Source organism: Actinotalea alkalitolerans (assembly GCF_023369855.1).
Classification (GTDB): Bacteria; Actinomycetota; Actinomycetes; order Actinomycetales; family Cellulomonadaceae; genus Actinotalea.
Window position 1 is genome coordinate 298,706 of record NZ_JAMBPP010000001.1, and the last position, 24,799, is coordinate 323,504.

General features: G+C 73.4%; 25 protein-coding genes. 13 read left to right on the forward strand and 12 right to left on the reverse strand.

Annotation, left to right across the window (positions count from 1 at the left end; genetic code table 11):
- On the forward strand, window positions 1-1,032 hold the full coding sequence (locus M1R94_RS01430) for a phosphotransferase family protein (RefSeq protein ID WP_249379879.1): 1,032 nt from the start codon (window positions 1-3) through the stop codon (window positions 1,030-1,032).
- Window positions 1,029-2,000, forward strand: a complete 972-nt coding sequence (locus tag M1R94_RS01435; RefSeq protein ID WP_249379880.1) for an alpha/beta hydrolase — start codon at window positions 1,029-1,031, stop codon at window positions 1,998-2,000. The genes M1R94_RS01430 and M1R94_RS01435 overlap by 4 nt, the downstream gene beginning before the upstream one ends.
- A gap of 41 nt (window positions 2,001-2,041) precedes the next feature.
- Here the strand turns inward: M1R94_RS01435 and M1R94_RS01440 are convergent, their stop codons facing one another.
- Window positions 2,042-3,091, reverse strand: coding sequence for a Gfo/Idh/MocA family protein (locus tag M1R94_RS01440; protein WP_249379881.1), 1,050 nt, complete (start codon window positions 3,089-3,091; stop codon window positions 2,042-2,044).
- A 201-nt stretch (window positions 3,092-3,292) separates the two neighbouring features.
- On the opposite strand from M1R94_RS01440, the gene M1R94_RS01445 reads away from it, so the two are divergent.
- Together M1R94_RS01445 and M1R94_RS01450 are read left to right on the forward strand one after the other, a co-directional pair.
- Window positions 3,293-6,001, forward strand: a complete 2,709-nt coding sequence (locus tag M1R94_RS01445; protein ID WP_249379882.1) for a cation-translocating P-type ATPase — start codon at window positions 3,293-3,295, stop codon at window positions 5,999-6,001.
- Window positions 5,998-6,831 (forward strand): SDR family NAD(P)-dependent oxidoreductase, encoded by an 834-nt coding sequence (locus M1R94_RS01450; RefSeq protein ID WP_249379883.1) that lies wholly within the window; start codon window positions 5,998-6,000, stop codon window positions 6,829-6,831. The genes M1R94_RS01445 and M1R94_RS01450 overlap by 4 nt, the downstream gene beginning before the upstream one ends.
- Before the next feature lie 36 nt (window positions 6,832-6,867).
- On the opposite strand, the gene M1R94_RS01455 is transcribed toward M1R94_RS01450, so the two are convergent.
- Genes M1R94_RS01455 through M1R94_RS01465 form a run of 3 tightly spaced genes read right to left on the reverse strand, consistent with a single transcriptional unit; the run spans window position 6,868 to window position 8,637 of the window.
- Window positions 6,868-7,248, reverse strand: coding sequence for a hypothetical protein (locus M1R94_RS01455; protein ID WP_249379884.1), 381 nt, complete (start codon window positions 7,246-7,248; stop codon window positions 6,868-6,870).
- A 10-nt stretch (window positions 7,249-7,258) separates the two neighbouring features.
- Window positions 7,259-8,287, reverse strand: a complete 1,029-nt coding sequence (locus M1R94_RS01460; protein WP_249379885.1) for a DUF1648 domain-containing protein — start codon at window positions 8,285-8,287, stop codon at window positions 7,259-7,261.
- Window positions 8,284-8,637 carry a GntR family transcriptional regulator gene (locus M1R94_RS01465; protein WP_249379886.1) on the reverse strand — a complete coding sequence of 118 codons (354 nt, stop codon included), beginning with the start codon at window positions 8,635-8,637 and terminating at the stop codon, window positions 8,284-8,286. The genes M1R94_RS01460 and M1R94_RS01465 overlap by 4 nt, the downstream gene beginning before the upstream one ends.
- Before the next feature lie 119 nt (window positions 8,638-8,756).
- Here M1R94_RS01465 and M1R94_RS01470 point away from each other — a divergent pair, with 119 nt between their 5' ends.
- A complete protein-coding gene (locus M1R94_RS01470) occupies window positions 8,757-9,128 on the forward strand; it encodes a DUF4190 domain-containing protein (RefSeq protein WP_249379887.1) in 372 nt (123 codons plus the stop codon).
- 44 nt (window positions 9,129-9,172) lie between these two features.
- On the opposite strand, the gene M1R94_RS01475 is transcribed toward M1R94_RS01470, so the two are convergent.
- Entirely contained in the window at window positions 9,173-10,039 is an 867-nt protein-coding gene (locus M1R94_RS01475; RefSeq protein ID WP_249379888.1) for an alpha/beta hydrolase, read from the reverse strand.
- A 105-nt stretch (window positions 10,040-10,144) separates the two neighbouring features.
- On the opposite strand from M1R94_RS01475, the gene M1R94_RS01480 reads away from it, so the two are divergent.
- Window positions 10,145-11,281, forward strand: coding sequence for a hypothetical protein (locus M1R94_RS01480; RefSeq protein WP_249379889.1), 1,137 nt, complete (start codon window positions 10,145-10,147; stop codon window positions 11,279-11,281).
- 15 nt (window positions 11,282-11,296) lie between these two features.
- Here M1R94_RS01480 and M1R94_RS01485 read toward each other — a convergent pair whose 3' ends face one another.
- Window positions 11,297-13,333 carry an alpha/beta fold hydrolase gene (locus M1R94_RS01485; RefSeq protein WP_249379890.1) on the reverse strand — a complete coding sequence of 679 codons (2,037 nt, stop codon included), beginning with the start codon at window positions 13,331-13,333 and terminating at the stop codon, window positions 11,297-11,299.
- A 205-nt stretch (window positions 13,334-13,538) separates the two neighbouring features.
- On the opposite strand from M1R94_RS01485, the gene M1R94_RS01490 reads away from it, so the two are divergent.
- From M1R94_RS01490 to M1R94_RS01505, 4 genes are all read left to right on the forward strand, one after another.
- Complete coding sequence (locus M1R94_RS01490) at window positions 13,539-14,705, forward strand: sensor histidine kinase (RefSeq protein ID WP_249379958.1); 1,167 nt, start codon at window positions 13,539-13,541, stop codon at window positions 14,703-14,705.
- Window positions 14,702-15,397, forward strand: coding sequence for a response regulator (locus M1R94_RS01495; protein WP_249379959.1), 696 nt, complete (start codon window positions 14,702-14,704; stop codon window positions 15,395-15,397). Before M1R94_RS01490 ends, M1R94_RS01495 begins: the two co-directional genes overlap by 4 nt.
- Before the next feature lie 90 nt (window positions 15,398-15,487).
- On the forward strand, window positions 15,488-15,856 hold the full coding sequence (trxA, locus tag M1R94_RS01500; RefSeq protein WP_249379891.1) for a thioredoxin: 369 nt from the start codon (window positions 15,488-15,490) through the stop codon (window positions 15,854-15,856).
- Entirely contained in the window at window positions 15,853-16,260 is a 408-nt protein-coding gene (locus M1R94_RS01505) for a DUF302 domain-containing protein (protein ID WP_308199856.1), read from the forward strand. The genes trxA and M1R94_RS01505 overlap by 4 nt, the downstream gene beginning before the upstream one ends.
- Window positions 16,261-16,332: 72 nt before the next feature.
- On the opposite strand, the gene M1R94_RS01510 is transcribed toward M1R94_RS01505, so the two are convergent.
- The 5 genes from M1R94_RS01510 to M1R94_RS01530 all read right to left on the reverse strand — a co-directional run bounded on the left by M1R94_RS01510 (window position 16,333) and on the right by M1R94_RS01530 (window position 21,553).
- Window positions 16,333-17,964 carry a methyl-accepting chemotaxis protein gene (locus M1R94_RS01510; protein ID WP_249379892.1) on the reverse strand — a complete coding sequence of 544 codons (1,632 nt, stop codon included), beginning with the start codon at window positions 17,962-17,964 and terminating at the stop codon, window positions 16,333-16,335.
- Between the two features lie 153 nt (window positions 17,965-18,117).
- Window positions 18,118-18,930, reverse strand: coding sequence for an AfsR/SARP family transcriptional regulator (locus tag M1R94_RS20625; protein ID WP_249379893.1), 813 nt, complete (start codon window positions 18,928-18,930; stop codon window positions 18,118-18,120).
- A gap of 205 nt (window positions 18,931-19,135) precedes the next feature.
- On the reverse strand, window positions 19,136-19,540 hold the full coding sequence (locus tag M1R94_RS01520) for a four-helix bundle copper-binding protein (RefSeq protein ID WP_249379894.1): 405 nt from the start codon (window positions 19,538-19,540) through the stop codon (window positions 19,136-19,138).
- Between the two features lie 18 nt (window positions 19,541-19,558).
- Window positions 19,559-20,941 (reverse strand): GntP family permease, encoded by a 1,383-nt coding sequence (locus tag M1R94_RS01525; RefSeq protein WP_249379895.1) that lies wholly within the window; start codon window positions 20,939-20,941, stop codon window positions 19,559-19,561.
- A 60-nt stretch (window positions 20,942-21,001) separates the two neighbouring features.
- Window positions 21,002-21,553 (reverse strand): gluconokinase, encoded by a 552-nt coding sequence (locus M1R94_RS01530; RefSeq protein WP_249379896.1) that lies wholly within the window; start codon window positions 21,551-21,553, stop codon window positions 21,002-21,004.
- A gap of 111 nt (window positions 21,554-21,664) precedes the next feature.
- On the opposite strand from M1R94_RS01530, the gene M1R94_RS01535 reads away from it, so the two are divergent.
- The 3 genes from M1R94_RS01535 to M1R94_RS01545 are packed head-to-tail and all read left to right on the forward strand — an operon-like array spanning window position 21,665 to window position 23,342.
- Complete coding sequence (locus M1R94_RS01535) at window positions 21,665-21,964, forward strand: type II toxin-antitoxin system VapB family antitoxin (protein WP_249379897.1); 300 nt, start codon at window positions 21,665-21,667, stop codon at window positions 21,962-21,964.
- Entirely contained in the window at window positions 21,964-22,662 is a 699-nt protein-coding gene (locus tag M1R94_RS01540) for a LytR C-terminal domain-containing protein (protein ID WP_249379898.1), read from the forward strand. The genes M1R94_RS01535 and M1R94_RS01540 overlap by 1 nt, the downstream gene beginning before the upstream one ends.
- Before the next feature lie 5 nt (window positions 22,663-22,667).
- Entirely contained in the window at window positions 22,668-23,342 is a 675-nt protein-coding gene (locus M1R94_RS01545; protein ID WP_249379899.1) for a GNAT family N-acetyltransferase, read from the forward strand.
- Between the two features lie 82 nt (window positions 23,343-23,424).
- On the opposite strand, the gene M1R94_RS01550 is transcribed toward M1R94_RS01545, so the two are convergent.
- Complete coding sequence (locus M1R94_RS01550; RefSeq protein ID WP_249379900.1) at window positions 23,425-24,795, reverse strand: uracil-xanthine permease family protein; 1,371 nt, start codon at window positions 24,793-24,795, stop codon at window positions 23,425-23,427.
- Window positions 24,796-24,799: the final 4 nt, after the last annotated feature.

Genomic DNA, 24,799 nt, shown 5'->3' on the forward strand with positions numbered 1-24,799 from the left:
ATGCCCGCAGCGATCGGACCGGCGCGCGTCCCTGGCGTGGAGATCCCCCACGGGTCCACCGCGCAGCGCACCACCTGGCCCTCGCTGCCCGCCACGATCCGGGCGCTCGTCGAGCGGCGGCTGGGGCGGTCGGTGGTCGACGCGGACTCGCAGCAGGGTGGCTTCACCGACGGGTTCGCGAGCAGGCTGCTGCTCGCCGACGGCACCCGGGTGTTCGTCAAGGCGATCTCGGCTGAGCAGAACCCGCAGGTGCACCCCTCCTACCTCCAGGAGATCGCGGTGGCGAGCGCGCTGCCCCCGCACGCCCCGGCGCCCCACCTGCTCTGGGCCGTCGAGCAGGGCGACTGGGCCGTGCTCGCCTTCGAGGACGTCGCGGGTCGCCTCCCGACGCGACCGTGGGACACCGACGAGCTGGGCCGGGTGCTCGACCTGCTCCCGGTGCTCGCGTCGGCGATGACCCCGGCCCCCGCAGGGCTCCCCGACCTCCCGACGACGGCCGACCTCGACGCCCACTTCACGGTGTGGCGGCGCCATGCGGCCGCGGGGACCGTCCCGGACGGGCTCGATCCGAGGTGGCATCCACGGGTCACCGAGCTGGCGGCCCTGGAGGCGGACTGGGCGACGCTCTCGGACGGCACCACCGCCGTGCACTTCGACCTGCGGGACGACAACATCCTGCTCGGCGACGACGGCCGGGTCCTGGTCTGCGACTGGAACTGGCTCTCGCTGGCGGCCCCGTGGGTCGACCTGGTCGGGCTGCTGGTCAGCGTCCACGGCGACGGCCTCGACGCCCAGCACCTCATCGCGTCCCACCCGTTGAGCCGCGACGTGCCGGCCCGCTCGGTCGACGCGTTCCTCTGCGCACTGGCCGGCTACTTCGTCGAGGCCTCCGCCCGGCCACCGGTCCCGAGCTCGCCGTGGCTGCGCCCCCACCAGGCCTGGTGGCGCGACGCGGCCCTGGACTGGCTGGGGCTGCGCCTGGACCACCTGGCTCGGGTGACGCCCGGGCCACCCGGGGCGGGTCGCGGATGAGTCCGACCTGGACCGTCCGGGTGCTCGCCGCGGCCGCGGTGGCCGTCGTCGGCTGGTGCGCCGTGACGGCGTGGCCCGCGGTGGTGCACGGTCACCCGTCGTACGCCGCACTGCTCGGCGCGACCCTGGTCGTGGCCGTCACGGCCGGGGCACTCACCCTGCGCGGCCCGGCACCGGACCGTCGTCGCCGCGCACCGCGCGACCCGGGCCGGGCGGTGATCGCCCGACGGCTCGGCGGGGTCGCGCTGGCCCTGGTCGTGGTGGGCTGGCTGGGGCTGCTCGGGTGGCTCCGCCCGTTCTCCGCGGTCGAGCCCGCACCCTCGGCGATGGTCTCCGACGCCGCCGTGACCGTGACCGACAGCGCGACCCGGATCATCCTGCGGCCGGTCACCGGCGCCACCGGAACCGGGATCGTCTTCCAGCCGGGGGCGAGGGTCGAGGCCCGCGCCTACGCCGCGGCGCTGCGCCCGCTCGCCGAGGCGGGAACGCTCGTGGTGGTGCCCAAGCAGCCGCTGGGCATCGGCTTCCTGGCCGCGGGCGCCTTCGAGAGCGCCCGCGCCGACCACCCCGAGGTCGAGCGCTGGGTGGTCGGGGGGCACTCGTTGGGCGGGACTGTCGCCTCACTGGACGCCGCCGCGCACGGCAGCGGAGACGACGGCGACGCGCCACTGGTGGGACTCGTGCTGTGGGCCTCCTACCCGGCCTCCGACCTGAGCCGGACCCTGACCGGGGAGGTGCTCTCGGTCTCGGCCGACGGCGACGGCCTGGCGACCCCCGCGGACATCGAGGCCTCGCGCGCCGACCTGCCCCAGGACACGACGTTCGTCGTGGTGCCGGGTGCGGTGCACGCCTCGTTCGGCGACTACGGCCCCCAGCCCGGTGACGGCACACCGACCCTGGACCCCGACGAGGCGCGCCGGCAGATCACCGGGGCGACGCTGACCTTCCTCGACGACCTGCCGCGCTGACCTCCGACGCCCGGGCGCCCGGGGCGCCGGAGGTGCCCGCGTCAGGCCGGGTCGTCGTGCGGGGTCGCGACACGCACGCCGTCCTGCGCGGAGCGGACGATCGCACCGGCCAGGGCGAGCGCCCGACGACCTGCGCGGGCATGCACCGGGGGTTCGTGACCGGCACGCAGGGCGGCGAGCACCGCGTCGACGTGCCGGTCGAACGTGGTGTGGAAGCTGCGCGCCTCGTCGTTGAAGTAGCCGGCCTCCCAGACCCGCGCGGTCTCCTCCCCGGCGCGGGACAGCACGAGCCGTCGCACCGTGTCCTCGACGACACCCCGGCCGAGCGTCCCGTTGACCTCGAGGTGGTGGCTCTGCGGGTAGGCGTAGGAGGAGTCGTAGCTGCCCAGCAGGGTCCCGACCGCCCCGCTGGCGAACTCCAGGGCCACCGCCAGGGTCGTGAAGGTCCCCGGCAGCGTCCGGTCGTACATCTGGGCCATCACCGAGGCCACCGGCCCGCACAGGTGCTCGAGGGTGTCCAGGCCGTGCACCTGGGTCTCGATGAGGTTGGCGTGCGGCGAGGTCCCGATGTTCGCCTCCCCACCGAAGCGCCAGGTCGCGAACACCAGGTCGCCGAGCTCGCCGGCCTCGATCGCCCGGCGCAGGCGCTGCACGGGCTCGGCGTAGCGGTGGTTGAGGTCGATCGCGAAGAACAGCTCCCGCTCGGCGGCCTCGGCCAGCAGGACGTCGGCCTGCGCGAGGTCGAACACCAGCGGCTTCTCCACCAGCAGCGGGACGCCACGCCGGATCAGGTGCAACGTCGGCTCGAAGTGGGCCTCGTTGGGCAGCGAGACGGTCACCAGGTCGGGGCGCTCGACGTCGAGCATCCGGTCCAGGTCGGTGTACGCCGTGGTCCCGTAGGCCTGCGCACGAGCCTGCGCACGGGCCGGGTCACGCCCGACCACCCCGCACAGCACGGTGTCGGTGCGGTCGGCGAAGACCCGTGCGTGCTGCTCCCCCCACCCTCCGGTGCCGACCACCGCGACCCGCAGCACGGGCTCCTGAGGGGGGCAGCGAGGGGCGGACGGCGGCGAGAACGTCACGGGGCACATGGCCCCACTCTGCACCTGCGTGGCCCCTGCGGACCACGGCGGGCGCGCGAGGGGCCGGACCTGTCGTCGGACAGAGGTCCCGGGTGCGCGTTCGCAGGCACGGAACAGTGGTGCCTACCCTGGCTGCACCCCGGGCAGGTCGTGCTTCGAGCATGCGCCGCGAGTGCCTGCCGGGTCTGCGACCTCCACGAAGGGCCGACCATGGACCAGCCGAAGAGCGCGCACTCCCGCACGGTGGGCGAGGTGCTCGCCGAGCTCGACACCACCCCCGAGGGACTCAGCGGTGAGGAGGCCCAGCGCCGCCTGGGCTCCGCGGGGCCCAACCGGCTGCCCGACGCGCGGCGCGAGAACCTGCTCCGTCGGATCCTCAAGCACTTCGACGACATCCTGATCTACATCCTGCTGGTCGCGGTGGTGGTCACCGCGCTGCTCGGCGAGTGGGTCGACTCGGGCGTCATCCTGGGCGTGGTGGTGATCATCGCCGCGATCGGCTTCATCCAGGAGGGCAAGGCCGAGTCCGCGCTCGAGGGGATCCGCGCGATGCTGACCCCGGAGGCCCAGGCGCGCCGCGACGGGCACTGGGCGACCATCGACGCCCAGGACCTGGTCCCGGGGGACGTGGTGCGGCTGCGCTCGGGCGACCGGGTGCCCGCCGACCTCCGGGTGATCGACGCGACGAACCTGTCCATCGAGGAGTCGGCGCTCACCGGGGAGTCGATGCCGACGGACAAGGGACCGGACCCGGCCGAGGAGGACGCCGGCCTCGGCGACCGCCCGTCGATGGCGTTCTCGAGCTCGCTGGTCACCTCGGGCCGCGGTGTGGGCGTGGTCACCGGGACGGGTGTGCACACCGAGATCGGGCGGATCAGCACCCTGACCAGCGAGGTGCAGACCCTCGCGACCCCGTTGACCCGGTCGATGAACCGCTTCGGCAAGCAGCTGTCGGTGGCGATCGGGGTGCTGGCAGGGGTCGTCTTCCTGATCGGCGTCCTGGTGCACGGCGACCCGGCCCCGGACATGCTGATCGCGGCGATCAGCCTCGCGGTGGCCGCCGTGCCCGAGGGCCTGCCCGCGGTGCTGACCATCACCTTCGCGATCGGCGCGCAGCGGATGGCGCGCCGCAAGGCGATCACCCGCCGGCTCGACGCCGTCGAGACCCTCGGCTCGATCACCGTGATCTGCTCGGACAAGACCGGGACGCTGACCCGCAACGAGATGACCGTGCGGTCGGTCCAGACCACCCGCGGACGCTACGACGTGACCGGTACGGGCTACGCGCCCGAGGGCGAGGTGCAGCACGAGGGCCAGCCGGTGCCCGACGACCGCCACGACCTGGTCGCGGTGCTCGAGGCCATGGCGGTGGCCAACGACTCCGAGGTGTTCCTGGACGGTGACCGCTGGGTGCTCAACGGTGCGCCGACCGAGGGCGCGCTGCAGACGCTCGCGCTCAAGTCCGGCTTCGACGCCTCGGGCTACTCCCGGCGCGCGGAGGTCCCGTTCGAGTCCGAGCACAAGCTCATGGCCACCCTGGCGTCGGGCCCCGGCAGCGGGTCCGTGGTGCTGGTCAAGGGGGCACCCGACCATCTGCTCGACCGGTGCGACACCGAGCTGTCCGAGGACGGACAGGAACACCCGCTGGACCGCGCCTGGTGGGAGGAGCGGATCGCCGAGATGACCTCGGGCGGGTCACGCGTGCTGGCCGCGGCGCGTCGTGACGCGGCCGACGACGACGACTCCCTCGCGCTCGAGGACCTCGACGGCGGGCTGGTCCTGCTGGGCGTCGTGGGCATCGTCGACCCGCCCCGCCCTGAGGCCGTCGAGGCCATCGCGGCGTGCCACCGGGCAGGCATCACGGTCAAGATGATCACCGGTGACCACCCGAGCACCGCGCTGGCGATCGCCCGGGAGATGGGCATCGTCGACGACTCCGTGGGGCAGGACGCCGCGGTCACGGGCAGGCAGCTCGAGGCCGCCTCGGACGAGGAGCTCGCGACACTCGCCCGCGATCACCACGTGTTCGCACGGACCAGCCCTGAGCACAAGCTCCGCCTGGTCACCGCCCTGCAGGCCGCGGGCCAGGTGGTGGCCATGACGGGGGACGGGGTGAACGACGCCCCGGCCCTCAAGCGGGCCGACGTCGGGGTGGCGATGGGGGTCAAGGGCACCGAGGCCACCAAGGAGGCCGCCGAGATCGTCCTGGCCGACGACAACTTCGTGACCATCGAGCGGGCCGTGGAGGAGGGGCGGACGATCTACGACAACCTCCGCAAGTCGATCCTGTTCATCCTGCCCACCAACGCGGCGCAGGCCCTGGTGATCGTCGCGGCGGTGCTCCTCGCCTTCACCCTCCCGCTCACCCCCACCCAGATCCTGTGGATCAACATGGTCACCGCGGTCACCCTGGCCCTGACCCTCGCCTTCGAGAAGGCCGAGCCGGGGATCATGGAGCGGCCCCCGCGGGACCCGGACACCCCGATCCTCGACGCCTACTCGGTGGGGCGGATCGCCTTCGTGGCGCTGCTGATCGCAGGGGCCACGATCACCGCGTTCCGGTTCGTGCATGCCGGGACGGGCGACCTCGAGGTCGCCCGGACCGTGGCGGTCAGCACCTTGGCCCTGACCCAGGTCTGCTACCTCTTCAACAGCCGGTACCTCGTGGCGGCGAGCTACCTCCCGAGCCGGCTGGTCGGCAACCCGGTCGTGTGGTGGGGCGTCGGGGCGATGATCGCCCTGCAGCTCGGGCTGGTGTACCTGCCGTTCATGAACACGCTGTTCCGCACCGCCCCGCTGACCCCGCAGCAGTGGGTGCTCCCCGTCCTGGCAGGCCTGGCCGTGTTCGTGCTGGTCGAGGTCGAGAAGGCCGTGTTCCGGCAGGTGCAGCGCACCCGGGAGCGGAGGGCAGGACCATGACCCGGCGTACCGTCGTCATCACCGGCGCGAGCGACGGGATCGGCGCCGCCGCGGCCCGCCGGCTCGTCGAGGCGGGCGACCGGGTGGTGGTCGTGGGCCGGTCGCAGGGCAAGACCCTCGCCGTGGCCCGGGAGCTGGGCAGCCCGGCGCACCTGGCCGACTTCACCCGGCTCGACGACGTCCGTCGCCTGGCCGGGGAGCTGCGCACCGCGTACCCGCGCATCGACGTGCTGGTCAACAACGCGGGCGGCCTGATGGGTGACCGCGAGCTCACCGGGGACGGCTTCGAGAAGACCCTGCAGGTCAACCACCTGGCGCCGTTCCTGCTCACGCACCTGCTGATGGACCGGCTCGTCGAAGGCCGTGCGACCGTGGTCAGCACCTCGAGCGCGGCCGCCCGGCTCTTCGGCAGGCTGGACCTGGACGACCTGGACAACAGCCGGCGGTACTCCCCGAACAAGGCGTACGGCGACGGCAAGCTCGCCAACATCCTGTTCACCCGCGAGCTGCACCGACGGTTCCACGACCAGGGCATCGCGGCCGCAGCGTTCCACCCGGGGGTGGTGGCCACGAACTTCGCCGAGGGGTCGACCAGCATGATGCGGTTCCTCTACCGCACCCCGCTGCGGCACCTCGGGCTGCTCAGCCCCGATGCGGGGGCCGACACCCTGGTCTGGCTCGCGCAGGGCACACCCGGGCAGGACTGGGTCTCGGGTGCCTTCTACGAGAAGCGGAAGGTCTCCCGGACCCACCCGCAGGCCGACGACGCCGCCCTCGCCGCGGGGCTGTGGGAGCGGAGCCTGGAGATGGTGGGGCTCGTCGCGCCCTGACCCCGACGGGCGGCGGCGACGGGCGGTGCGCCGAGCTCAGGCGGCCCAGGCCAGCACGAGGTACGCGGCGCACAGCACCAGGCACACCGGCGTCATCGTGAACCGCTCGGGCAGGCTCCGGGAGATCCCGTTCATCACGATGCCGACCAGGAAGTACGCCGCGAGCACCCAGGCCCCGACCGTGGAGACGCCGTCGGGCAGGAGGTCGACCAGACCCGCGCGGTCCAGGGCGACGACCGCGAAGGCCGCGTAGAGCACGATCGAGACCGCGCTGCCCACGCGCAGCCGTCGCGGCAGCACGTCGTGGGCGCCGCCCCACGCGAACCTCCCGATCGGTGCGCCGAGCACCAGCGCGAGCTGGAAGACTGCCAGCAGGCCGAGCAGGACGGTGGCCACGAGCGCGGCGACGGTGGTCATGGGCCGGATGCTAGCGGGGCGAGGCGTCGTCCTGGTGCCGGGCACGTGCCGCGAGGGTGTTGAGCAGGGCTGCACCGGTCGGGGCGTCGTCGACGGTCACCACGAAGACGCGCCCGCCGGTGCGCCGCACCTGCAGACCCGGGCCCCGGCGCAGCACGACACCGCTGCGCCCCCCGTTCCCGGTGCGCAGGCCCCACCCGCCGAACTCGTGCACCGGACGGACCTCGACCACCTCGGCCTCGAGCACCTCCTCGAGCGGGACCAGCACCCGCGGCCGTCGCAGCAGCGACCGCACCGCCAGCCCGTCGCGGTCGACGGTCACCGTCCACGGACCGAGCATCACCACGAGCAGGGCGAGCACGAGCGCGAGGACCGCCACGACCCCCCACTGCCGGCTGAGCACGGCGATCCCTGCCATCAGGACGGCGACACCGATGCCGAACCAGCGGGCGCCGTCGGGCGCGGCCTCACGGACCCAGGTCGCCTGCTCGGTGGCGGCCAGCGGCACGGTGGGGGCACCCGGCGGCACGGGTGCGGTGGTGGGCTGGGGCCGGTCGGCCGGGACGAGCCGCGCGGCGAGTGCACCCAGCAGGCTCGCTGCGACGAGCCCGGCGAGCAGGACACCGCTGGTCGAGCCGGTCTCGGCCGCGTCGGTCAGGCCCCGTTGCGGGGCGAGCGTCCCGACGAAGGTCACGGCGAAGAAGACCGCGGACCAGACCGAGATCCCGGCCGCGAGCCGCCGGGTCAGGGAGTCCCTCCCGCCGAGGAAGCCGACCAGCCACAGGAAGCCGCACAGCACGACGGTCAGCGCGGTCAGCCCGACCAGGTGCCCGGTGAGGCTGCCGTACCCGTCCACGCCGTCGGACCCCCAGTGGACGGCGACCGGGTCGGGCAGGTCGTCGCGCCACGAGAGGGCGACGGCAACGGCCACGAGCACCACGACGGCGGGGACGCCGAGGGTCAGCACCGTGGTCGTGCCGCGGTGCGGGACCGTCCCGCGCGACGTGCGCGGCGGGGTCGGGTGGGTGCGGGTGCTCATCGCAGCGCCTCCTTGAGCAGGGCGGTGGTGGTCCCCGGGGCGAGCCCGAGGTGTCGGGACTCGCGCACGACGAGGTCGAGCGCCTCGCGCAGGGGCAGGTAGTCCTGCTCGGCGCGGGTGCTGATGACGGCGCCGCGGCCCCGGTGCAGCTCGATCAGGCCCTCGTCGCGCAGCTCCTGGTAGGCGCGCAGCACGGTGTGCAGGTTGACGGCGAGCGACGCGGCGAGGTCCCGGGCGGCGGGCAGCCGGGTGCCGGCGGTCAGGTCACCCCGGGCGACGGCCGACCTGACCTGGACGGCGAGCTGCTCGAAGAGCGGCTCGGCGGCGGTGGGATCGATGCGGAAGAGCACAGAATGATCCTAGTTGTATGCAGAGAACTAGAACAAGTCTCCCGCTGTGCCCGAGCACGTCGTGTGACATGCTCGAAGCCCGCAGATGATCCCGCCCACGACCGAGGCAGCGAGTTCCCATGAGCGACACCAGCACCCCCGGGCAGCAGCCGCACAGCCAGGCCGCGCAGCCCCCCGCCCCGTCCGTCGACGGTCCGACGACCAGCGCCTACCCCGCCGCACCCCCCGCAGGTGACCCGACGGCCCGCACCAACGTCATGGCGATCCTCTCGATGATCTCCTCGATCCTGGGGCTCACCGTCCTCCCGGTGGTCGGCAGCATCGTCGCCGTGGTGACCGGCCACATCGCCCGACGGCAGATCGCCGAGACCGGCGAGCAGGGCTCCGGGGCTGCCACCGCCGGACTGGTCATCGGCTACGTCGGGGTCGCGCTCCTGGCCCTGCTGATCGTCGGCGCGATCCTGTTCGTGACCCTCGTCGCCGCTGCCTGACCCACCCTCCGCCCGACCCAGCCCCGCGCCCTGTCCCCGTCGGGCTACGGGCACGACGTCGCCCGACGGCTGACCTCCACCAGGGCGTCGAGCAGCGCAGGCCCCTGGCTGAGCTCGAGGTCGTTGTGGTCGGCCCCCTCGACCTCGACCTCCAGCACGTCGAGCCCACCCGCCCGCGCGGTCTGCGCCACCTCCCGGCTCAGCGCCGCGGGGACGATCGTGTCCCCGCTCCCGAGGACGACGGCCAGCGGCCCAGGGGTCGCCGCGATGTCCCGCGCGACCGGGAAGTGGTCGCGCAGCACCCACCCGAGGGGCACGCCGTAGGCCGCCCGGCCGGCGTCGGCCAGGGAGGTGAACGGTGACCGCAGCACCATGGCAGCCGGTGGGTGGTCGACGGCCAGGGCCGTGACCACGCCGGTCCCGATGCTCTCGCCCAGGTAGACCAGGGCCTCCTCGGGCACCCCGGCCTCACCGGTGAGGAAGGCGTGCGCGGCACGCGCGTCGTGAGCCAGTCCCTGCTCGGAGGGCCGGCCCGGGTTGCCCCCGTACCCGCGGTAGTCCAGGAGCAGCACGCCCAGACCACGGTCGCCGATCGCCCGGGCCAGCCCGGCACGCCCGGCACGGTTGCCACCGTTGCCCGGCGCGACCAGCACCGTCGTCGGGCAGGCGGCGGGCGCCGGGAGGTACCAGGCCCCGAGCTCGAGCCCGTCCTGCGTGGTCAGCAGCACGTCCTGCCCGCCCGGGAGCATGTCGGCAGCCGAGCCGGGGCGGCTGGTGTCCGGGAAGTAGATGAGGGTGCGCTGGCCGAGCCACAGGACGACCACCAGGAGTACGACGACCACCACGACGGCCACCAGGACACCCACCGGCCCCCGCCTCCCCGCGTTCGCTCCGCCGTCCACCCGTGCCATGGTCCCAGCGTCACAGAGGGTCGGCGGCCCCGCCCGCCCTGAGACCCGCTGGCCTGCCGGGTACGGGCCCTGACAGGCTGTGCGGCACCACAGGACGACGAGAGGGTGGACGTGCTGCCGAGCACCGAGTGGCCGGACCTGCGCAGCCGGGTCCGTGGGTTCGTCGTCGGGTACTGCCTGGGCGACGCGCTCGGCCGGTCCCCCAACCCGCACGCCGGGATCCTGCCCGTGGGGACCCCCAGCCTGCTCTTCCTGTCCAGCACCGAGGGCGTGATCCGCGCCCTCGTGCGCGCCTCGCTGTCCGGCGCCCCGGCAGGGGTCCCCGAGGCGTGCTGGCACGCGACCGCCCGCTGGGCGTACCGGGCTCGACGGCAGACCCTTCCGGGTGTCCTCGCCTGGCAGGAGTCCGCGCCCTCGGCCACCTGGCCCGACGGGTGGCTCTCCCAGCTGTCCCTGCTGCAGGGCGGGCGAGGGTCAGCCCCCGCCGTCGAGGAGGCCCTGCAGCTCGGCTCGAACCTGGACCCCCGGCCGGGGGAGAGCGCCTCGGACAGCGCCGGAGACCTCGTGCTCGCCCGGACGCTCCCGGTCGCCCTGCTCGCCGCCGCGCACCGCGGGGGCGCGCCCCAGGTCGCCGACGACGCGGACCTCGGGCTGCACGTCAGCAAGGTCGCACGGGACGTCGCCGCGTACAGCCACGGCCTGCCCGCGCAGGTCGTGGCCGTCGCCCTGACCCGTACCGCGGTCAAGGTGCTCACCACGGGCGAGGTCCAGCCGCTGGCCGACCTGCCCGACCTCTCATCGGTCTACGAGGGGGTGCCGGGCGCCTCCGAGGTCGTCCGGGCACGGGTCGCGCTGCGAGCCCTGGCCGACGTGCTGCCGCCCCATCCCCGCGCGACCACCTTCGTCAGCCACGGCGTCCCCGCCGGCCCGCGCACCGCGCTGCGAGCCCTCAGCGAGGGGGCCTTCTGCGCGCTCACCCACGCGGGACGCGCCGAGGTCGCCGGCGCCGTCGAGGACCTCCTGCAGACACCCGAGCCGGCCGCCGGCGCGGTCGCGCTCTCGCTGCTCGGCGCAGCCCACGGCATCGAGGCCCTGCCGCCCGACGCCGTGGCCCGGCTCGACGTGGGTCACGTCGCCGACCAGCTCGCCAACGACCTGCTCACCCAGACCCACGCGGGGCCGTTGGCCGGGGGCGACACCCCCGCTGCGCACGCCTGGCTCGAGCGCTACCCGGCCTGGTGAGTCGCGCCGGGCGGTTCACGGCGCCGCCGTCTCGGCCAGCACCCGGGCCATGACCTCGGCGAAGCGGGCCGGCTCGTCACGGTGCGGGGTGTGGCCGGACCGGTCCAGGACCACCCGTTCCTTGTGCGGAGCTACGAGGAGCGCGAACCACTCGTCGGCGAGGACGGCACGGCCGCGCACCTCGTGGGCCCCCTGCACCAGGTACACCGGGACCTCGAGCCGCGGGGCGTCGCGGCGCAGGTCGACGTCCTGGAGCTGGGGGTAGACCACGGCGAAGGTGTCCACGAGTCCGGCCACCGAGCGGAACTGCTCGGTCAGCGTGTACTCGGCCGTGAACAGGCTCATCGGGTACTCCACGCGCCAGTCGTAGTCGTGGCCGTGCGGGAAGTCCATCCACTCCGGGTTCGAGGCCAGCGCCGCGGAGTAGGCCATCGTGTCCTGGTACGGGGGTGGGCCCTGCGTGGCCAGGCGCTCGGCGAGGGCGGCGTCCCCCACGCGGGCGGCGTAGTCGACCACCTCGTCGTACATGAGCAGGTCGGTGGCCTGCTGGTCGACCATCTGACCGGTGCCGACATAGGCCGTGAAGAGGTCGGGGCGCTGCTGCACGGCCAGGACATCCAGGGTGGTGCCCCAGGAGCTGCCCACCAGGTACACGCCGTCCTCGCCGAAGCGGTCGCACAGGTGCTCGGCGACCTCGATGGTGTCCTGGACCAGTCGGTCCACCGTCAGCGTGCCCGGGTCGAGGGAGCGCACAGAACGACCGGTGCCGCGCTGGTCCCAGGTCGCCACGACGAAGTGCTCCTCGAGCCCCTCCCCCGCGTAGCGCATCGCGCCGACGGCCGTGCCACCCGGTCCGCCCTCGAGGAACAGCAGCACCGGTGCGTCGACGTCCCTCCCCCGCAGCATGATGCCCTGGTCGTACCCGCCGACCCGCACGGTGGTGAGCTCGGCGATGCTGCCGACCACCGGCGCACCGTCGGCGCCGAGGATCGGCTCGGTGCCCGCGGGGCGCACGAGGCCGGCCACCAGGCCCAGCAGGGCGAGGGCTGCGAGCCCCAGACCAGCCCGCCGCACCGCGCCGGAGAAGCCGCCCGGGCGCGGGATGCCGGCCGCACGGCGGGCGGCCGCAGCTCCCAGCAGCGCCCCCACGGCCGCCGGCATGCCGATGACGAGCGCATCGAAGCCCCGCCCGGCGATCAGCACACCCCACTCGGCCAGGCCACCGAGCCGGACCCCCCCGAGGGTGGGCAGGTCCGAGCCGAGCCGGAAGGCCTCGACCACCAGGGCGGTGACCATCACCGTGAGCAGCGCCGCCCAGCGTGAGCGGAGCAGCCAGCCGGTCAGCCCTCCCACCGCCAGGGCGCAGGTCAGCACCCCGAGGGACTCGACGGTCGTCAGCGGACCACGCGGCATCCAGGTCCCGATGGCGAGACCGAGCAGCCCCGCGGCGGTCGTGGCGCCGACGATCGCGGTACGAGGTCCGGGCCGGCACCGCACCACCCGCACGGCACGGGGCCGCCACGAGGCACCCGTGGCCAGGACGCCCCCCGCGACGACGCTCAGCAGGGCGGCGGCACCGGGCAGCAGCACCGCTCGGACGGCACCGGGGGCGAGGTCGGCGCCCCCCCCCGGGGGGGGGCCGGCGGGGGGGGGGGGGGGGGGGGGCCCCCCCCCGGGGGGGGCGGCCCGCCGCGGCCGGGCGGGCGCGAGCGGGGGCCCCGGGGGGTTCGGGGCGTCGTAGCGAAGGTCGCGCTCGTATCCCTCGACCTCGACGCGTGCGCCGGTCGGGTCGACGACCTCGATGGCCTCCAGGGGGAGGCCCTGCGGAGAACGGCCTTCGTAGTGCACGACGTGCAGACCGGGCCGGGTGATCTCGACCGTCACGGCGCCGGGGATCGGGGTGCGCACGAGCTCGGCCGGGCGCTGGGTCTGGTCGATCACCCCGGTGACCGCCCAGACACCCGCGACGCAGGTGCCGATCAGGGCCACGAGGACGCCGAGCAGGATGCCGGTCCGCGGCCGTCGGGTGTCTGTCTCGATCGCGGTCGTCATGGTGGGCTCCTGGGAGAGAGAGGTTCGGTCGTCTTCCACGGTGGCCCGGGTGCACGGGCCACGTCGTCGGGCGCAGGGACGGAACGGCTGGCGCACCGGGGCCGGAGGCCGGTCGGCGTCGTCGGTCCCGGGAGGTACGTGTCGATGGGTCCTGCGGCCGATGCCCACCCTCGCAACGGTGACTACCGTCAGGAGGGTGGACGACATGCGGGCGGGGCTGCGGGCGATCGACTCCCGGCGACCCTGGCTGCTCGACTCGGCGCTCGCGCTGCTGCTCCTGCTCGGGGCGGTGCTGACCACCTCCGCCCCCAGCCACGTCTCACGCCCGGCCGACGCGACGATGTACCTGCTGGCCACCGCTGCATCGGCGCCCTTCGTGCTGCGCCGACGGGCCCCCCTGCCGGTGCTGCTCGTCACCTCGGTCCCCGTGATGGCCTTGATCGTGCTGGGCTACTCCACGGCCCTGGTCGGCGCAGGCCTCTTCCTCGCGGCGTACACGGTCGCGGCCTGGAGCAGCAGGCGCGCGACCCTCGTGGCGGCCGGCTACGTGCTGACGATCCTGGTCTCGTTGACCGTCCTGGTCCCGTGGGAGATGGGCCCGGCCGAGCTGGTCACCAACGGCGCGGTGTTCGCGGGGACCTTCGCCCTGGGTCGCGGCGCGGCGAGCCGTCGGCAGAACCTGGTGCTGCTGCGCGAGCGCGCCGAGCTCGCCGAGCGGGCGCGTGTCGAGGAGGCCCGACGTGCGGTGAGCGACGAGCGCCTGCGCATCGCCCAGGAGCTGCACGACGTGCTCGGCCACACGCTGGGCGTCATCGCGTTGCAGGCGGGTGTCGGCGCGCACGTGATCGACGTGGACCGCGAGGAGGCGCGGGCGGCGCTGGTCGCGGTCTCGGAGTCGAGCCGGTCGGCGTTGGGGGAGGTGCGCCGCATCATCGGGACGGTGCGTCACGAGACAGGAGACGGCACGTACACCTCGCCTCCCGGACTCGCCTCGGTGAAGACGCTCGCGGACGAGCTGACCGTGGCCGGCCTCCCGGTCGAGGTGCACGTCGAGGGTGAGCAGGTCGACCTGCCGCCGGCGCTCGACCTCACGGCCTACCGGATCGTGCAGGAGTCGTTGACGAACGTGGTGCGGCACGCGCGGGCGGGCCACGCGTGGGTGACCATCCGCTACCGGTCGGAGGCCGTCGAGGTCGAGGTCGAGGACGACGGCATCGGGCCTGCCGACGACGGGGCACCGCACGGGCACGGGCAGCTGGGGATGCGTGAGCGGGTCGCGGTGTGGGGCGGTTCGCTGCACGTGGGGGCACGCAAGAACGGGGGGTACCGGGTGACCGCCCGGCTCCCGTACGGGGAGGGGTCGTGGCGATGACGCAGGACGACGAGCCGACGCCCGTGCCGCTGCGGGTCGTGGTGGTCGACGACGAGGCGCTGGTGCGGCGTGGGCTCACCGTGCTGCTGCGCCTCGAGCCCGGCCTGGACGTGGTCGGCGAGGCGAGCGACGGAGCAGGCGCGCTGAGCGTGGTCCGACGAGAACGGCCCGACGTGGTGCTGATGGACATCCGGATGCCCGGGACCGACGGCCTGGCCGCGACCCGGGCGATCATGGCAGACCCTGCGACGGCGGACACCCGGGTGATCATCCTGACCACGTTCGACCTGGACGAGCACGTCTTCGCTGCGGTGCGTGCGGGGGCGAGCGGCTTCCTGCCCAAGGACACCGCCCCGGTCGAGCTGCTCACGGCGATCCGGGTGGTTGCCCGCGGTGACGCCCTGCTGGCCCCTGCGGTGACGCGTCGGCTGATCGAGGAGTTCGTCCGTCGCTCTCCGGTGGCCCCCGCGAGCGGCGCCCCCGGGCTGGAGCTGCTCACCGAGCGCGAGGTCGAGGTGCTGCGGGCGGTGGCCGAGGGCCTGTCGAACGTGGAGATCGCCGAGCGCCTGTTCGTCACGTACGCGACCGTCAAGACCCACGTGAGCCGGCTGCTGACCAAGCTGCACGCGCGGGACCGCGCCCAGCTCGTGATGCTGGCCTACGAGGGCGGTGTGGTGCGGCCGGGCGTCTGAGCCCGCGAGGAATACCCGGAAGGTCGGTACGTTATACCCCCTAGGGTATCCGTGAGGGTGTCCCCACCCGCACCGAGACGAGGAGAGCACGTGACCACCACCGACCTGACCGCCACCACCTTCGAGGCCACCCTGCGGGCCAGCGACATCCTGCTGGTCGACTTCTGGGCCTCGTGGTGCGGACCCTGCCGGATGTTCGCCCCCGTCTACGAGCAGGCGTCCGCGAACCACCCCGACATCGTCTTCGGCAAGGTCGACACCGAGGCCGAGCAGCAGCTCGCCGCGCAGGCCGGGATCACCTCGATCCCGACCCTGATGGCCTTCCGTGAGGGTGTCCTGGTGTTCGCCCAGGCGGGCGCGCTGCCCGCCCCCGCCCTCGAGCAGCTCATCGGTCAGGTCCGGGCGCTCGACATGGACGAGGTGCGCGCCCACGCCGCGACCCACGAGACGGCCTCGTGAGCACGGCCATGGGCTACGCGATCAGCACCACCGTCACCGCACCCTTCGCCACGACCCTGGACGCCGTCCGGGCCGCGTTGGCGACCGAGGGGTTCGGGATCCTCACCGAGATCGACATGGCCGCGACCCTGCGCGCCAAGCTCGACGTCGACATCCCGCCCCAGGTGATCCTCGGGGCGTGCAACCCGCCGCTGGCCCATCGGGCCCTGCAGGCCGAGGAGTCCGTCGGGCTCCTGCTGCCGTGCAACGTGGTGGTGCGCGCCGACGGTCCCGACCGCACCGTGGTCGAGGCGATCGACCCGCAGGTGATGGTGGGCGTCACCGGGAACGAGGCGCTGAGCAGCGTCTCCGACGAGGCCGGTGCACGGCTGCGTCGCGCCCTCGCCGTCCTGACGGCCGGCTGATCCGGACGGACGAACGCCCCCACCCGTGGGGCAGGGGCGTTCGTCGTGCGCGGGTCTCGGGGCCCGTGCGGGTCAGTAGGTGAAGGCGCCGACCCGGGTACGCAGGTCGGCCGAGAGCTGGGCCAGCTCGGTGATCGAGGACCCCATCTGGGACAGCACCTCACTGGAGGAGGACGCCGCCGTGGCCACCCCGGTGATGTTGACCGCGATCTCCCCCGACCCGGTCGCCGCCTCACCCACACCGCGGGACATCTCGTTGGTCGTGGCCGTCTGCTCCTCCACCGCACTGGCGATCGTCAGCTGGTAGTCGTTGATGCTCGCGATGATCTCGCTGATCTGACCGATCGCCGCCACCGCCCCGGTCGTATCAGCCTGGATCGCCTCCACCCGACGCGCGATGTCCTCGGTCGCCCGCGCGGTCTCCTGCGCCAGCTCCTTGACCTCACCAGCCACCACCGCGAACCCCTTGCCCGCCTCACCCGCACGAGCCGCCTCGATCGTGGCATTCAGAGCCAGCAGGTTCGTCTGCTCGGCGATGCTCGTGATCACCTTGACCACGTTCCCGATCTCCTGCGACGACACCCCCAGCTTCGAGACCGTCTCATTGGTCGACGCGGCCACCCCCGTGGCCTGCGCCGCCACCCGAGCCGCCTCATTGGCATTCTGAGCGATCTCCCGGATCGACGCACCCATCTGCTCCGCCCCCGCAGCCACCGCCTGCACATTGCGCGACACCTGCTCCGCAGCAGCCGCCACCACCCCCGCCTGCACACTGGTCTCCTCAGAACCCGCCGAGACCTGCGACCCCGCAGCCGACAGCTCCTCCGAAGCCGCAGCGATCGTCACCGACGCCTCACCCACACCCCGCAACGTCGAACGCAACGACCCGCGAGCGGTCCGCAGCGCCGCGGCCATCTGCCCGATCTCATCGGTGCCGAGCACATCGGCGTCGACCGTGAGGTCTCCCGCTGCCATCGCCTCGGCCGAGCGCTGCACCGCGGCCAGCGAGCGCCGCGCACGACCCGCCGTGACCAGGGCCATCCCCGCGACGACCAGACCCGCGACCAGCACGATCCCGACGTTGCCCAGCTGCGCCACGCGCTGCGCGCTCGCGGTCGACGCGACCAGGGCGTCGTCCCGCGCGTCGAGGGAGGTGAGGAGACCGGCCGTCAGGGTGCCGATCTCCTCGTACACCGGGTACACGACGTCGATGATCTGCTTGTCCGCCTGGTTGATGCTCGCCTCGCTGTCCAGGGAGTACATCGCCACGACGGCGTCGTCCGCGACGAAGAACTCGTCCCAGAGGTCCACGATCTGCTGCATGGTCTGCGCCTCGGCGGGGTCCAGCGCAGCGACGTCGACCGCGTCGAGCGCGGCCCGCAGGCCGTCCGCGGAGACCAGGTAGCCGGCACGGTTGGGGTTGGCGGGATCCACAGCCGCCTTGCCACCCACCTTGCGGGCGTCGGCGGCGTAGGCGACCTGCCAACCGGTGACGTCGGAGTTGTAGACCCGGATCTCCTGCACAGCCGTGTTCAGACCGTGCAGCTCCTGCATCTGAGTGATGTTGTCGCTGACCGCCTGGGAGGTGACGGCCGCGCCGACACCGACGAGCGCCGCCGCGGCGAACCCGACGGCGCCCACGGCGAGGATCCTCCCCCGCAGGCCGAGGGACGTGCGGGTGCGGTGCTGCGTCGGCGTGCCCATGGTGCTGCCTCTCGATGAGGGGGCGGCGGTCGGCCGTGCCCCGTCGGACTCCTGACGACCTGATCGGCAAGGGAGCGAGCGCGATGAGCAGTCAGCGAGGTCCGGACTGGCCCGCACGACGACCACGGGCGTGCGCGGGTGCGGAGCGTCCGGTCAGGACGAGGTCGCCTGGGTGGGCGTGCGTGGAGGGTGCACCGGGGGTCGGATCAGCCGCACCGTCTCGGGGCTGGGTGGCACCCCGACCTCGCGGGCGAGCACGGCGCAGCACTCCTGGTAGGCGTGCAGCGCCTCGGCGCGGTTCCCCTCGGCGAGGTGGATGCGGATCACGGCGCGGTGCGCGCTCTCGCGCAGCACGTCGGCGCGCAGCGCGGCCAGAGCAGCCTCCAGCGCGAGCCCGTACAACCCCTGGACCGCCAGCTGCGAGGCGAGGATCTCCAGCACGTGCAGCCGGAGCTGCCGGAGCCTCTCGCGGTCCACGACGAGCCAGTCGTCGGCCCAGTCGGGCAGCAGGTCACCCTCGACGTACTGCACCGTGGCGGTGTCAGCACCCAGACCCGCCCGCCCTTCCATCACGTCGTGCGCGGTCCGCACCAGTCGCGTGACGTCGATGTCGACGTCACCCGACAGCCCGATCGAGTCGTGCGCCGGCGCGACCAGACCCGGAGCGACCTGGTTGGCCCGCCAGATCGCGGTGCGCAGGCTCGCCAGCGCACGGAGCTCGGTGGTCTCGGGCCACAGCGTCCCTGCCAGCCGGCTGCGCCCGTACCGCCCCCGCAGCGCCAGCAGCGCGATGATCCGCTGCGTGCTGGCCGGCACACTCACCGGGCCGCCGTCGACCGTCAGCCGGAAGCCGCCCAGCAGCGTCACGCAGCGACCGACCGGGAGCGTCCCCTCACCGGGCCGGGCGGCCGGCGTCGCCATCCGTGGTGCGACCACCCGCGGGAGATGCCCGGGCGGTGCGGGCACGACGGGACCTGCCGCAGCTCGTGGAGACGGGCCGACACCTTGGGCGACCTCTGCAGCGTTCATGGTGGGGCACCCCCTGGGGCCGGTGCACGTTCGGCCTCTCCAGGTTCCCGAAACGGGATCTTCCTGGCAAGTGCCCACAATCACGACATCACCCCGTCGGCCGGCTCGCAGGGTCACCCTGCGAGGTCCGCGGGTCCGTCCCTCAGCCCAGGGCGACACGCAGGTTCCGGCACGCCTCCTCGCAGCGGCGGCACACCTCGGCGCACAGCGCGCAGTGCTCGTGCATCGACGCGTGGCTCTCGCACTCCTCACCGCACGCCCGGCACGCGACCACGCACGCCTCGAGCATCGCCCGCACCAGTTCACCGTCGACCACGTTGCGACGGGTCAGCACCCGTGCGGTCGCCGCGCACACGTCCGCGCAGTCCAGGTCGAGCCGGATGCACCGGGCGAGGTCGGCGACCGACTCCTCGCCCAGGCAGGCGTCCGCGCAGGTGCTGCAGGCCTGCGCGCACTCCAGGCACGCCTCGATGCACGCGACGACCTCCTGGACGTGGGCACCCTCACCCTGCGGGTGCGAGCGGAGCATCTTCTCGACGGTGGTCATCGTCCGTACCTCCCGGCGTCAGGCGATCGCGAACACGACCGCGGCGATCCCGAACCCCATCAGACCGATGGCGGTCTCCATCACCGTCCACGTCTTGAGGGTCGTCTTGACGTCCATGCCGAAGAACCGGCCGACCAGCCAGAAGCCCGAGTCGTTGACGTGCGAGACCATCACCGATCCCGCGGCGACGGCCAGCACGATCGCGGCCAGCTCGACCATGTTGAAGCCGCCCGCGCTCACGGCCGGCTCGATCAGTCCCGCCGCGGTGATCAGGGCCACGGTGGCCGAGCCCTGCGCGATCCGCAGGATCGTGGCGATGAGGAAGCCCGCCGCGATGACCGGCATGCCCAGGTCACCCAGCACGTCCGCGAGCGCGTCGCCGATGCCCGAGGCGCGCAGCACGGCGCCGAACATGCCACCGGCCCCGGTGATCAGGATGACCGAGGCCACCGGTCCCAGCGCCGAGTCGAGGAGCTTCTCGACCACGGTCTTGTCCCGGCCGCGCAGCCGCCCCAGCACCAGCGCGGCCACCAGGACCGCGATGAGCAGGGCCACGGGGGTCGAGCCGATCGCCCGCGCCAGGTGGAAGGCCGTGCTCTCGCCGTCCACGACACCCGCCGCGCGCAGGGTGTCCAGGCCCGTGTTCATGAAGATCAGCATCAGGGGGAGCATGAGGATCGCGGTGACCGTGCCGACCCCCGGCGGGTTGGTCGGCGGGTCGTCGTCGACCCGCCCGAGGATCTCCGGGACCGGCAGCACCCAGCGGCCGCCCGCCCACAGGCCGAAGAGGTAGGCGGTCAGGTACCAGGTGGGGATCGCCACGACCAGACCCAGGATGATGACCATGCCCGGGTCCGCGCCGAGCAGCTCGGAGGCGGCCACCGGCCCGGGGTGCGGAGGCACGAAGATGTGCATGACCGAGAAGGCACCTGCGGCCGGCAGCCCGTAGGTCAGGACCGACCCGCCGAGCCGTCGCGCGACCGCGAAGACGATCGGCAGCATGACCACCAGACCGGCGTCGAAGAAGATCGGGAACCCGAAGGCCAACGACGCCACACCCAGCGCGAAGGGCGCGCGCTTCTCGCCGAACCTCGAGACCAGGGTGTCGGCCATGACCTTGGCCCCTCCCGAGGTCTCGATCATGCGCCCGAGCATCGCCCCGAGCCCGACCAGCAGCGCCACCGAGCCGAGGGTCTGGCCGAACCCACCGACCAGCACGTTCACCACGTCCTGCGGGCGGATGCCCGTGGCGAAGGCGGTGAGCAGGCTGACCAGGATCAGCGACAGGAAGGCGTGCAGCCTCAGCTGGATGATCAGGAAGAGCAGCAGCAGGATCGCCGCCCCTGCGATGGCGAGCAGCGGTCCCGCGGTGAGCGTCTGGGTCCAGTCCTCGGGTGGCATGCGATCCCCCTTGATCGATGGCGTCGGCCGGGACCGGCCGGCGTGCGGAGCTCCGGACGGTCAGGTCTCCCGGTCCTCGGCGACGTGGAGTCCCAGGGCCGCGATCGTGCGGTCGGCGACCTCCTCGGGCGGGACGTCCACGGTGATCGTCACGCCGCGCTCGTGGGCCTCGAGCGGCTGGAGGGTCTGGAGCTGGGACGGGAGCAGGGTCGGCGGCATGAAGTGTCCGGCGCGCTGCTGCATCCGTCCGCCGATGACCTCCGGTGCGGCGGTCAGGTGGACGAAGAGCACCTCTCCGTCGGCCTCACGCAGCACGTCGCGGTAGACGGTCTTGAGAGCCGAGCAGGTCACGATCGAGCTCGTGCCCTCGCGGGTCTGCTCGCTGAGCCAGTCACAGATCGCCCGCAGCCAGGGCCACCGGTCCTCGTCGTCCAGCGGGGTGCCCGCCGTCATCTTGTCGATGTTGGCCTGCGGGTGGAACTCGTCGGCCTCGGCGTACCGCCAGCCGAGGCGCTCGGCCAGGAGCGTCGCCAGGGTCGTCTTGCCCGAGCCGGCCACCCCCATGACCACCAGGTGCCGGACCGTCGTCGCCTCGTCGCGCTCGCCCCCCATCCCCTCACTGTGGAGGAGGATCCCCGTCCCCGCTACCCCTGCGGTGAGCGCCCGGGCATCCACCGGTGCGGTGACGCGCAGGGTGAGCCCGGTCCCGACTACACTCCTGCCGTGATCTTCAAGGCTGTCGGCGACGGGCGCCCCTACCCCGACCACGGCTTGACCACGCCCAAGCAGTGGTCGGAGGTCCCCCCGCGGCAGGTCCGGCTCGACGAGCTGGTGACGACCAAGCGCACGCTCAACCTGGACAACCTGCTCTCCGAGGACTCGACCTTCTACGGCGACCTGTTCGCCCACGTCGTGCAGTACAAGGGGACGATGTACCTCGAGGACGGTCTGCACCGCGCAGTCCGCGCGGCCCTGCAGCAGCGCGGGATCCTGCACGCACGCGTGCTGGTCCTGGAAGACTGATGACCGCCGACCGCGAGCAGGCGCTACGTCGGCGCCACCGTCACGAGCGCCAGGCCGTCGTCTTCGGCTCGCTGGTCGCAGCCCTCGCCGTGGCGGGCCTCGGTGCGGCCGCGAGCTACACGGGCGTGATGAGCTTCCCGTTCCTCGAGCGCGAGTTCACCTCCCCCGAGCCCGAGGCCACCGCGCTGATCCCGGACCCGCCCTGCCCGGCCGAGGGCGCCCTCCCGGTGGCCTACGCCGAGGTCCAGGTGACCGTCCTGAACGCCTCGGGCCGTGCGGGCCTGGCCGGGTCGACCGCGGAGGACCTGCGCAGCCGGGGCTTCGGGGTGCTCGACACGGGCAACTACGCCCTCCCCCTCGCGGCCTCCAACCAGGTGAGCTTCGGTCCGGGTGGGGTCGCCGCGGCCTACACCCTGGCGGCGCACCTGACCGACCCGATCCTGATGCTCGACACCCGCGAGGACGCCCGTGTCGACCTGATCCTGGGCTCGGTGTTCCCCGGCCTGCTGGACCCCTCGACCATCGTGCTGGACCCGGCCGCACCGCTCGAGCACCCCGAGGGGTGCGTGCCGCTCGAGGAGGCTCTCGAGAAGGCCAACCCACCGATCGGGCTCGAGCCCGACCAGGACGAGGCCACCCTGGAGGAGCAGCCGGTCGAGCCGCTCCCCGACGAGACCGAGCCTCCTGCGGACGGCTGAGCACGGTGCCCGCCGACCAGCCGCGGGTCTGGACGATCCGTTCCGCACGGCCCGACGACGCCGACGCGTTGTACGACATCTGCCTGCGGACCGGCGACGCCGGGAAGGACGCGACAGGTCTCTACCGTGACCCCCGTCTGCTCGGCGAGGTCTGGGTGGGTCCCTACCTGGCGCTCGCACCCGAGCTCGCGTTCGTCCTGACCGCCCCCGGGCCCGACGGCGAGGCCCTCGCGCGCCACACGGGTCAGGAAGGGGGCGCCGTGGCACCCCCCGACCGGGTCGTCGGGTACGTGCTGGGCGTCGCCCGGACCGACGTCTTCGAGGACCGGTGCGAGGCGGACTGGTGGCCCGCGCTGCGTCAGCGGTACCCGCGCGGGAGCGCGGCACCCGGGACACCGGAGGCGGAGCTGCTCGAGCGGGTCCACCACCCACCGCGGGCGCCTCGGGGCGTGGTCGTGGACCACCCGGCGCACCTGCACGTCGACCTGCTGCCCGAGGTGCAGGGTGGCGGCAACGGCCGACGCCTGCTCGAGCGCCTGTTCGCAGCCCTGCGCGCGGCCGGCGCCCCCGGGGTCCACCTGGGCGTCGACCCCGCGAACGGCAACGCCGTGGCCTTCTACCGGCACCTGGGCTTCCGTGCGTCGGCCACGCCCGGGCTGCTCGTCCGCGACCTGCCCTGACCGACCCCCCTGCCCGCGGTGGCCCCTGCCCGCCGACGCCCCCTGCCCGACGACGCCCGGACGCAGCTGCCGCTCGACGAGCTCAGTGCCGGGGGGCGACGTCCTCGAGCTCGGTGCCACCGGGCACCGAGGCAGGGCTGGCCGACTCCTGGGAGGTCCCGCGCCAGCGGGACAGGGTGCGCATCAGGTGGTAGATGCCGATCGCGGCAGCCGTCCCCAGGGCGATCCCCTCGAAGGCCACCTCGCCCACCGCCCAGGTGTAGTTGGCCACACCGATGATGATCGCGACCGCGGCGGTGTTGAGGTTGACCGGGTCGGAGAAGTCCACCCGGTTCTGGATCCAGATGCGGGCCCCGAGGATGCCGATCATCCCGTAGAGGACGGTGGTGACGCCCCCGAGGACGCCGTCGGGCACGGTCGCGATCAGGGCGCCGAACTTGGGCGACATGCTCAGCAGCAGGGCCGTCGCGGCGGCCACCCAGTAGGCGGCGGTCGAGTAGACCCGCGTCGCGGCCATCACCCCGATGTTCTCGGCGTAGGTCGTCGTGCCCGACCCGCCGCCCGAGCCCGCCAGGGTCGTGGCGATGCCGTCGGCGATGAGCGCGCGTCCCATCAGGGGGTCGAGGTCCTTGCCGGTCATCGCCGCGACCGACTTCACGTGGCCGACGTTCTCGGCCACCAGGACGAACACCACCGGGGCGAAGACCCCCAGCACAGCCAGGTCGAAGGAGGGCGCCGTGAACACCGGGAGCCCGAACCACCCCGCCGCCTGGACCCCGGACAGGTCGACCTCGCCGCGCAGCGCCGCGAAGGCATATCCGACGACCAGCCCGAGCAGGATGGCGAGCCGTCCCACGATGCCCCGGAACAGCACGGTGATCAGCACGATCGCCAGCAGCGTCACCAGGGCCGTGAGCGGAGCGACCTGCACGTTGTTCCAGGCCACGGGCGCGAGGTTGAGGCCGATCAGCGCGACGATCGACCCGGTCACCACGGGGGGCATCACGACGTCGATCCACCGCGACCCCGCCAGGTGCACCACGAGGCCGACCACGGCCAGGAGCACACCCGCCATGACCACGCCGCCCAGCGCGACAGCCATCCCACCGCGGGTCTCGGCGGCCGCGATCGGCGCGAGGAAGGCGAAGCTCGAGCCCAGGTAGCTGGGCAGCCTGTTCCGGGTGATCAGCAGGAAGAGCGCCGTGCCGACGGCCGAGAAGAACAGCGTGGTGGCCGGCGGCAGACCGGTGATGATCGGGACGAGGAACGTGGCTCCGAACATCGCGACGACGTGCTGCATGCCGATGCCGACGGTGCGTGGCCAGCTCAGCCGCTCGTCGGGGCTCACCACCTCGCCGGGGGTGACCCGTCGACCGTCGCCGTGCACACGCCAGCCCGGCCCGGGGAGCGTGCGCACCCGTCTGCCGATGGTCCGCCAGTCAAGACTGCTCATGATC

Excerpts from the sequence above, each read along its gene's own strand:
- M1R94_RS01540 (WP_249379898.1), top strand. The coding sequence starts at position 21,964 with ATGACCGCCGACCGCGAGCAGGCGCTACGTCGGCGCCACCGTCACGAG.
- M1R94_RS01430 (WP_249379879.1), top strand. The coding sequence starts at position 1 with ATGCCCGCAGCGATCGGACCGGCGCGCGTCCCTGGCGTGGAGATCCCC.
- M1R94_RS01530 (WP_249379896.1), bottom strand. The coding sequence starts at position 21,553 with ATGGGGGGCGAGCGCGACGAGGCGACGACGGTCCGGCACCTGGTGGTC.
- M1R94_RS01435 (WP_249379880.1), top strand. The coding sequence starts at position 1,029 with ATGAGTCCGACCTGGACCGTCCGGGTGCTCGCCGCGGCCGCGGTGGCC.
- M1R94_RS01490 (WP_249379958.1), top strand. The coding sequence starts at position 13,539 with ATGCGGGCGGGGCTGCGGGCGATCGACTCCCGGCGACCCTGGCTGCTC.
- M1R94_RS01510 (WP_249379892.1), bottom strand. The coding sequence starts at position 17,964 with ATGGGCACGCCGACGCAGCACCGCACCCGCACGTCCCTCGGCCTGCGG.
- M1R94_RS01440 (WP_249379881.1), bottom strand. The coding sequence starts at position 3,091 with ATGTGCCCCGTGACGTTCTCGCCGCCGTCCGCCCCTCGCTGCCCCCCT.
- M1R94_RS01475 (WP_249379888.1), bottom strand. The coding sequence starts at position 10,039 with ATGGCACGGGTGGACGGCGGAGCGAACGCGGGGAGGCGGGGGCCGGTG.
- M1R94_RS01450 (WP_249379883.1), top strand. The coding sequence starts at position 5,998 with ATGACCCGGCGTACCGTCGTCATCACCGGCGCGAGCGACGGGATCGGC.
- M1R94_RS01485 (WP_249379890.1), bottom strand. The coding sequence starts at position 13,333 with ATGACGACCGCGATCGAGACAGACACCCGACGGCCGCGGACCGGCATC.
- M1R94_RS01550 (WP_249379900.1), bottom strand. The coding sequence starts at position 24,795 with ATGAGCAGTCTTGACTGGCGGACCATCGGCAGACGGGTGCGCACGCTC.
- M1R94_RS01520 (WP_249379894.1), bottom strand. The coding sequence starts at position 19,540 with ATGACCACCGTCGAGAAGATGCTCCGCTCGCACCCGCAGGGTGAGGGT.
- M1R94_RS01445 (WP_249379882.1), top strand. The coding sequence starts at position 3,293 with ATGGACCAGCCGAAGAGCGCGCACTCCCGCACGGTGGGCGAGGTGCTC.
- M1R94_RS01455 (WP_249379884.1), bottom strand. The coding sequence starts at position 7,248 with ATGACCACCGTCGCCGCGCTCGTGGCCACCGTCCTGCTCGGCCTGCTG.
- M1R94_RS01495 (WP_249379959.1), top strand. The coding sequence starts at position 14,702 with ATGACGCAGGACGACGAGCCGACGCCCGTGCCGCTGCGGGTCGTGGTG.
- M1R94_RS01470 (WP_249379887.1), top strand. The coding sequence starts at position 8,757 with ATGAGCGACACCAGCACCCCCGGGCAGCAGCCGCACAGCCAGGCCGCG.
- M1R94_RS01460 (WP_249379885.1), bottom strand. The coding sequence starts at position 8,287 with ATGAGCACCCGCACCCACCCGACCCCGCCGCGCACGTCGCGCGGGACG.
- M1R94_RS01525 (WP_249379895.1), bottom strand. The coding sequence starts at position 20,941 with ATGCCACCCGAGGACTGGACCCAGACGCTCACCGCGGGACCGCTGCTC.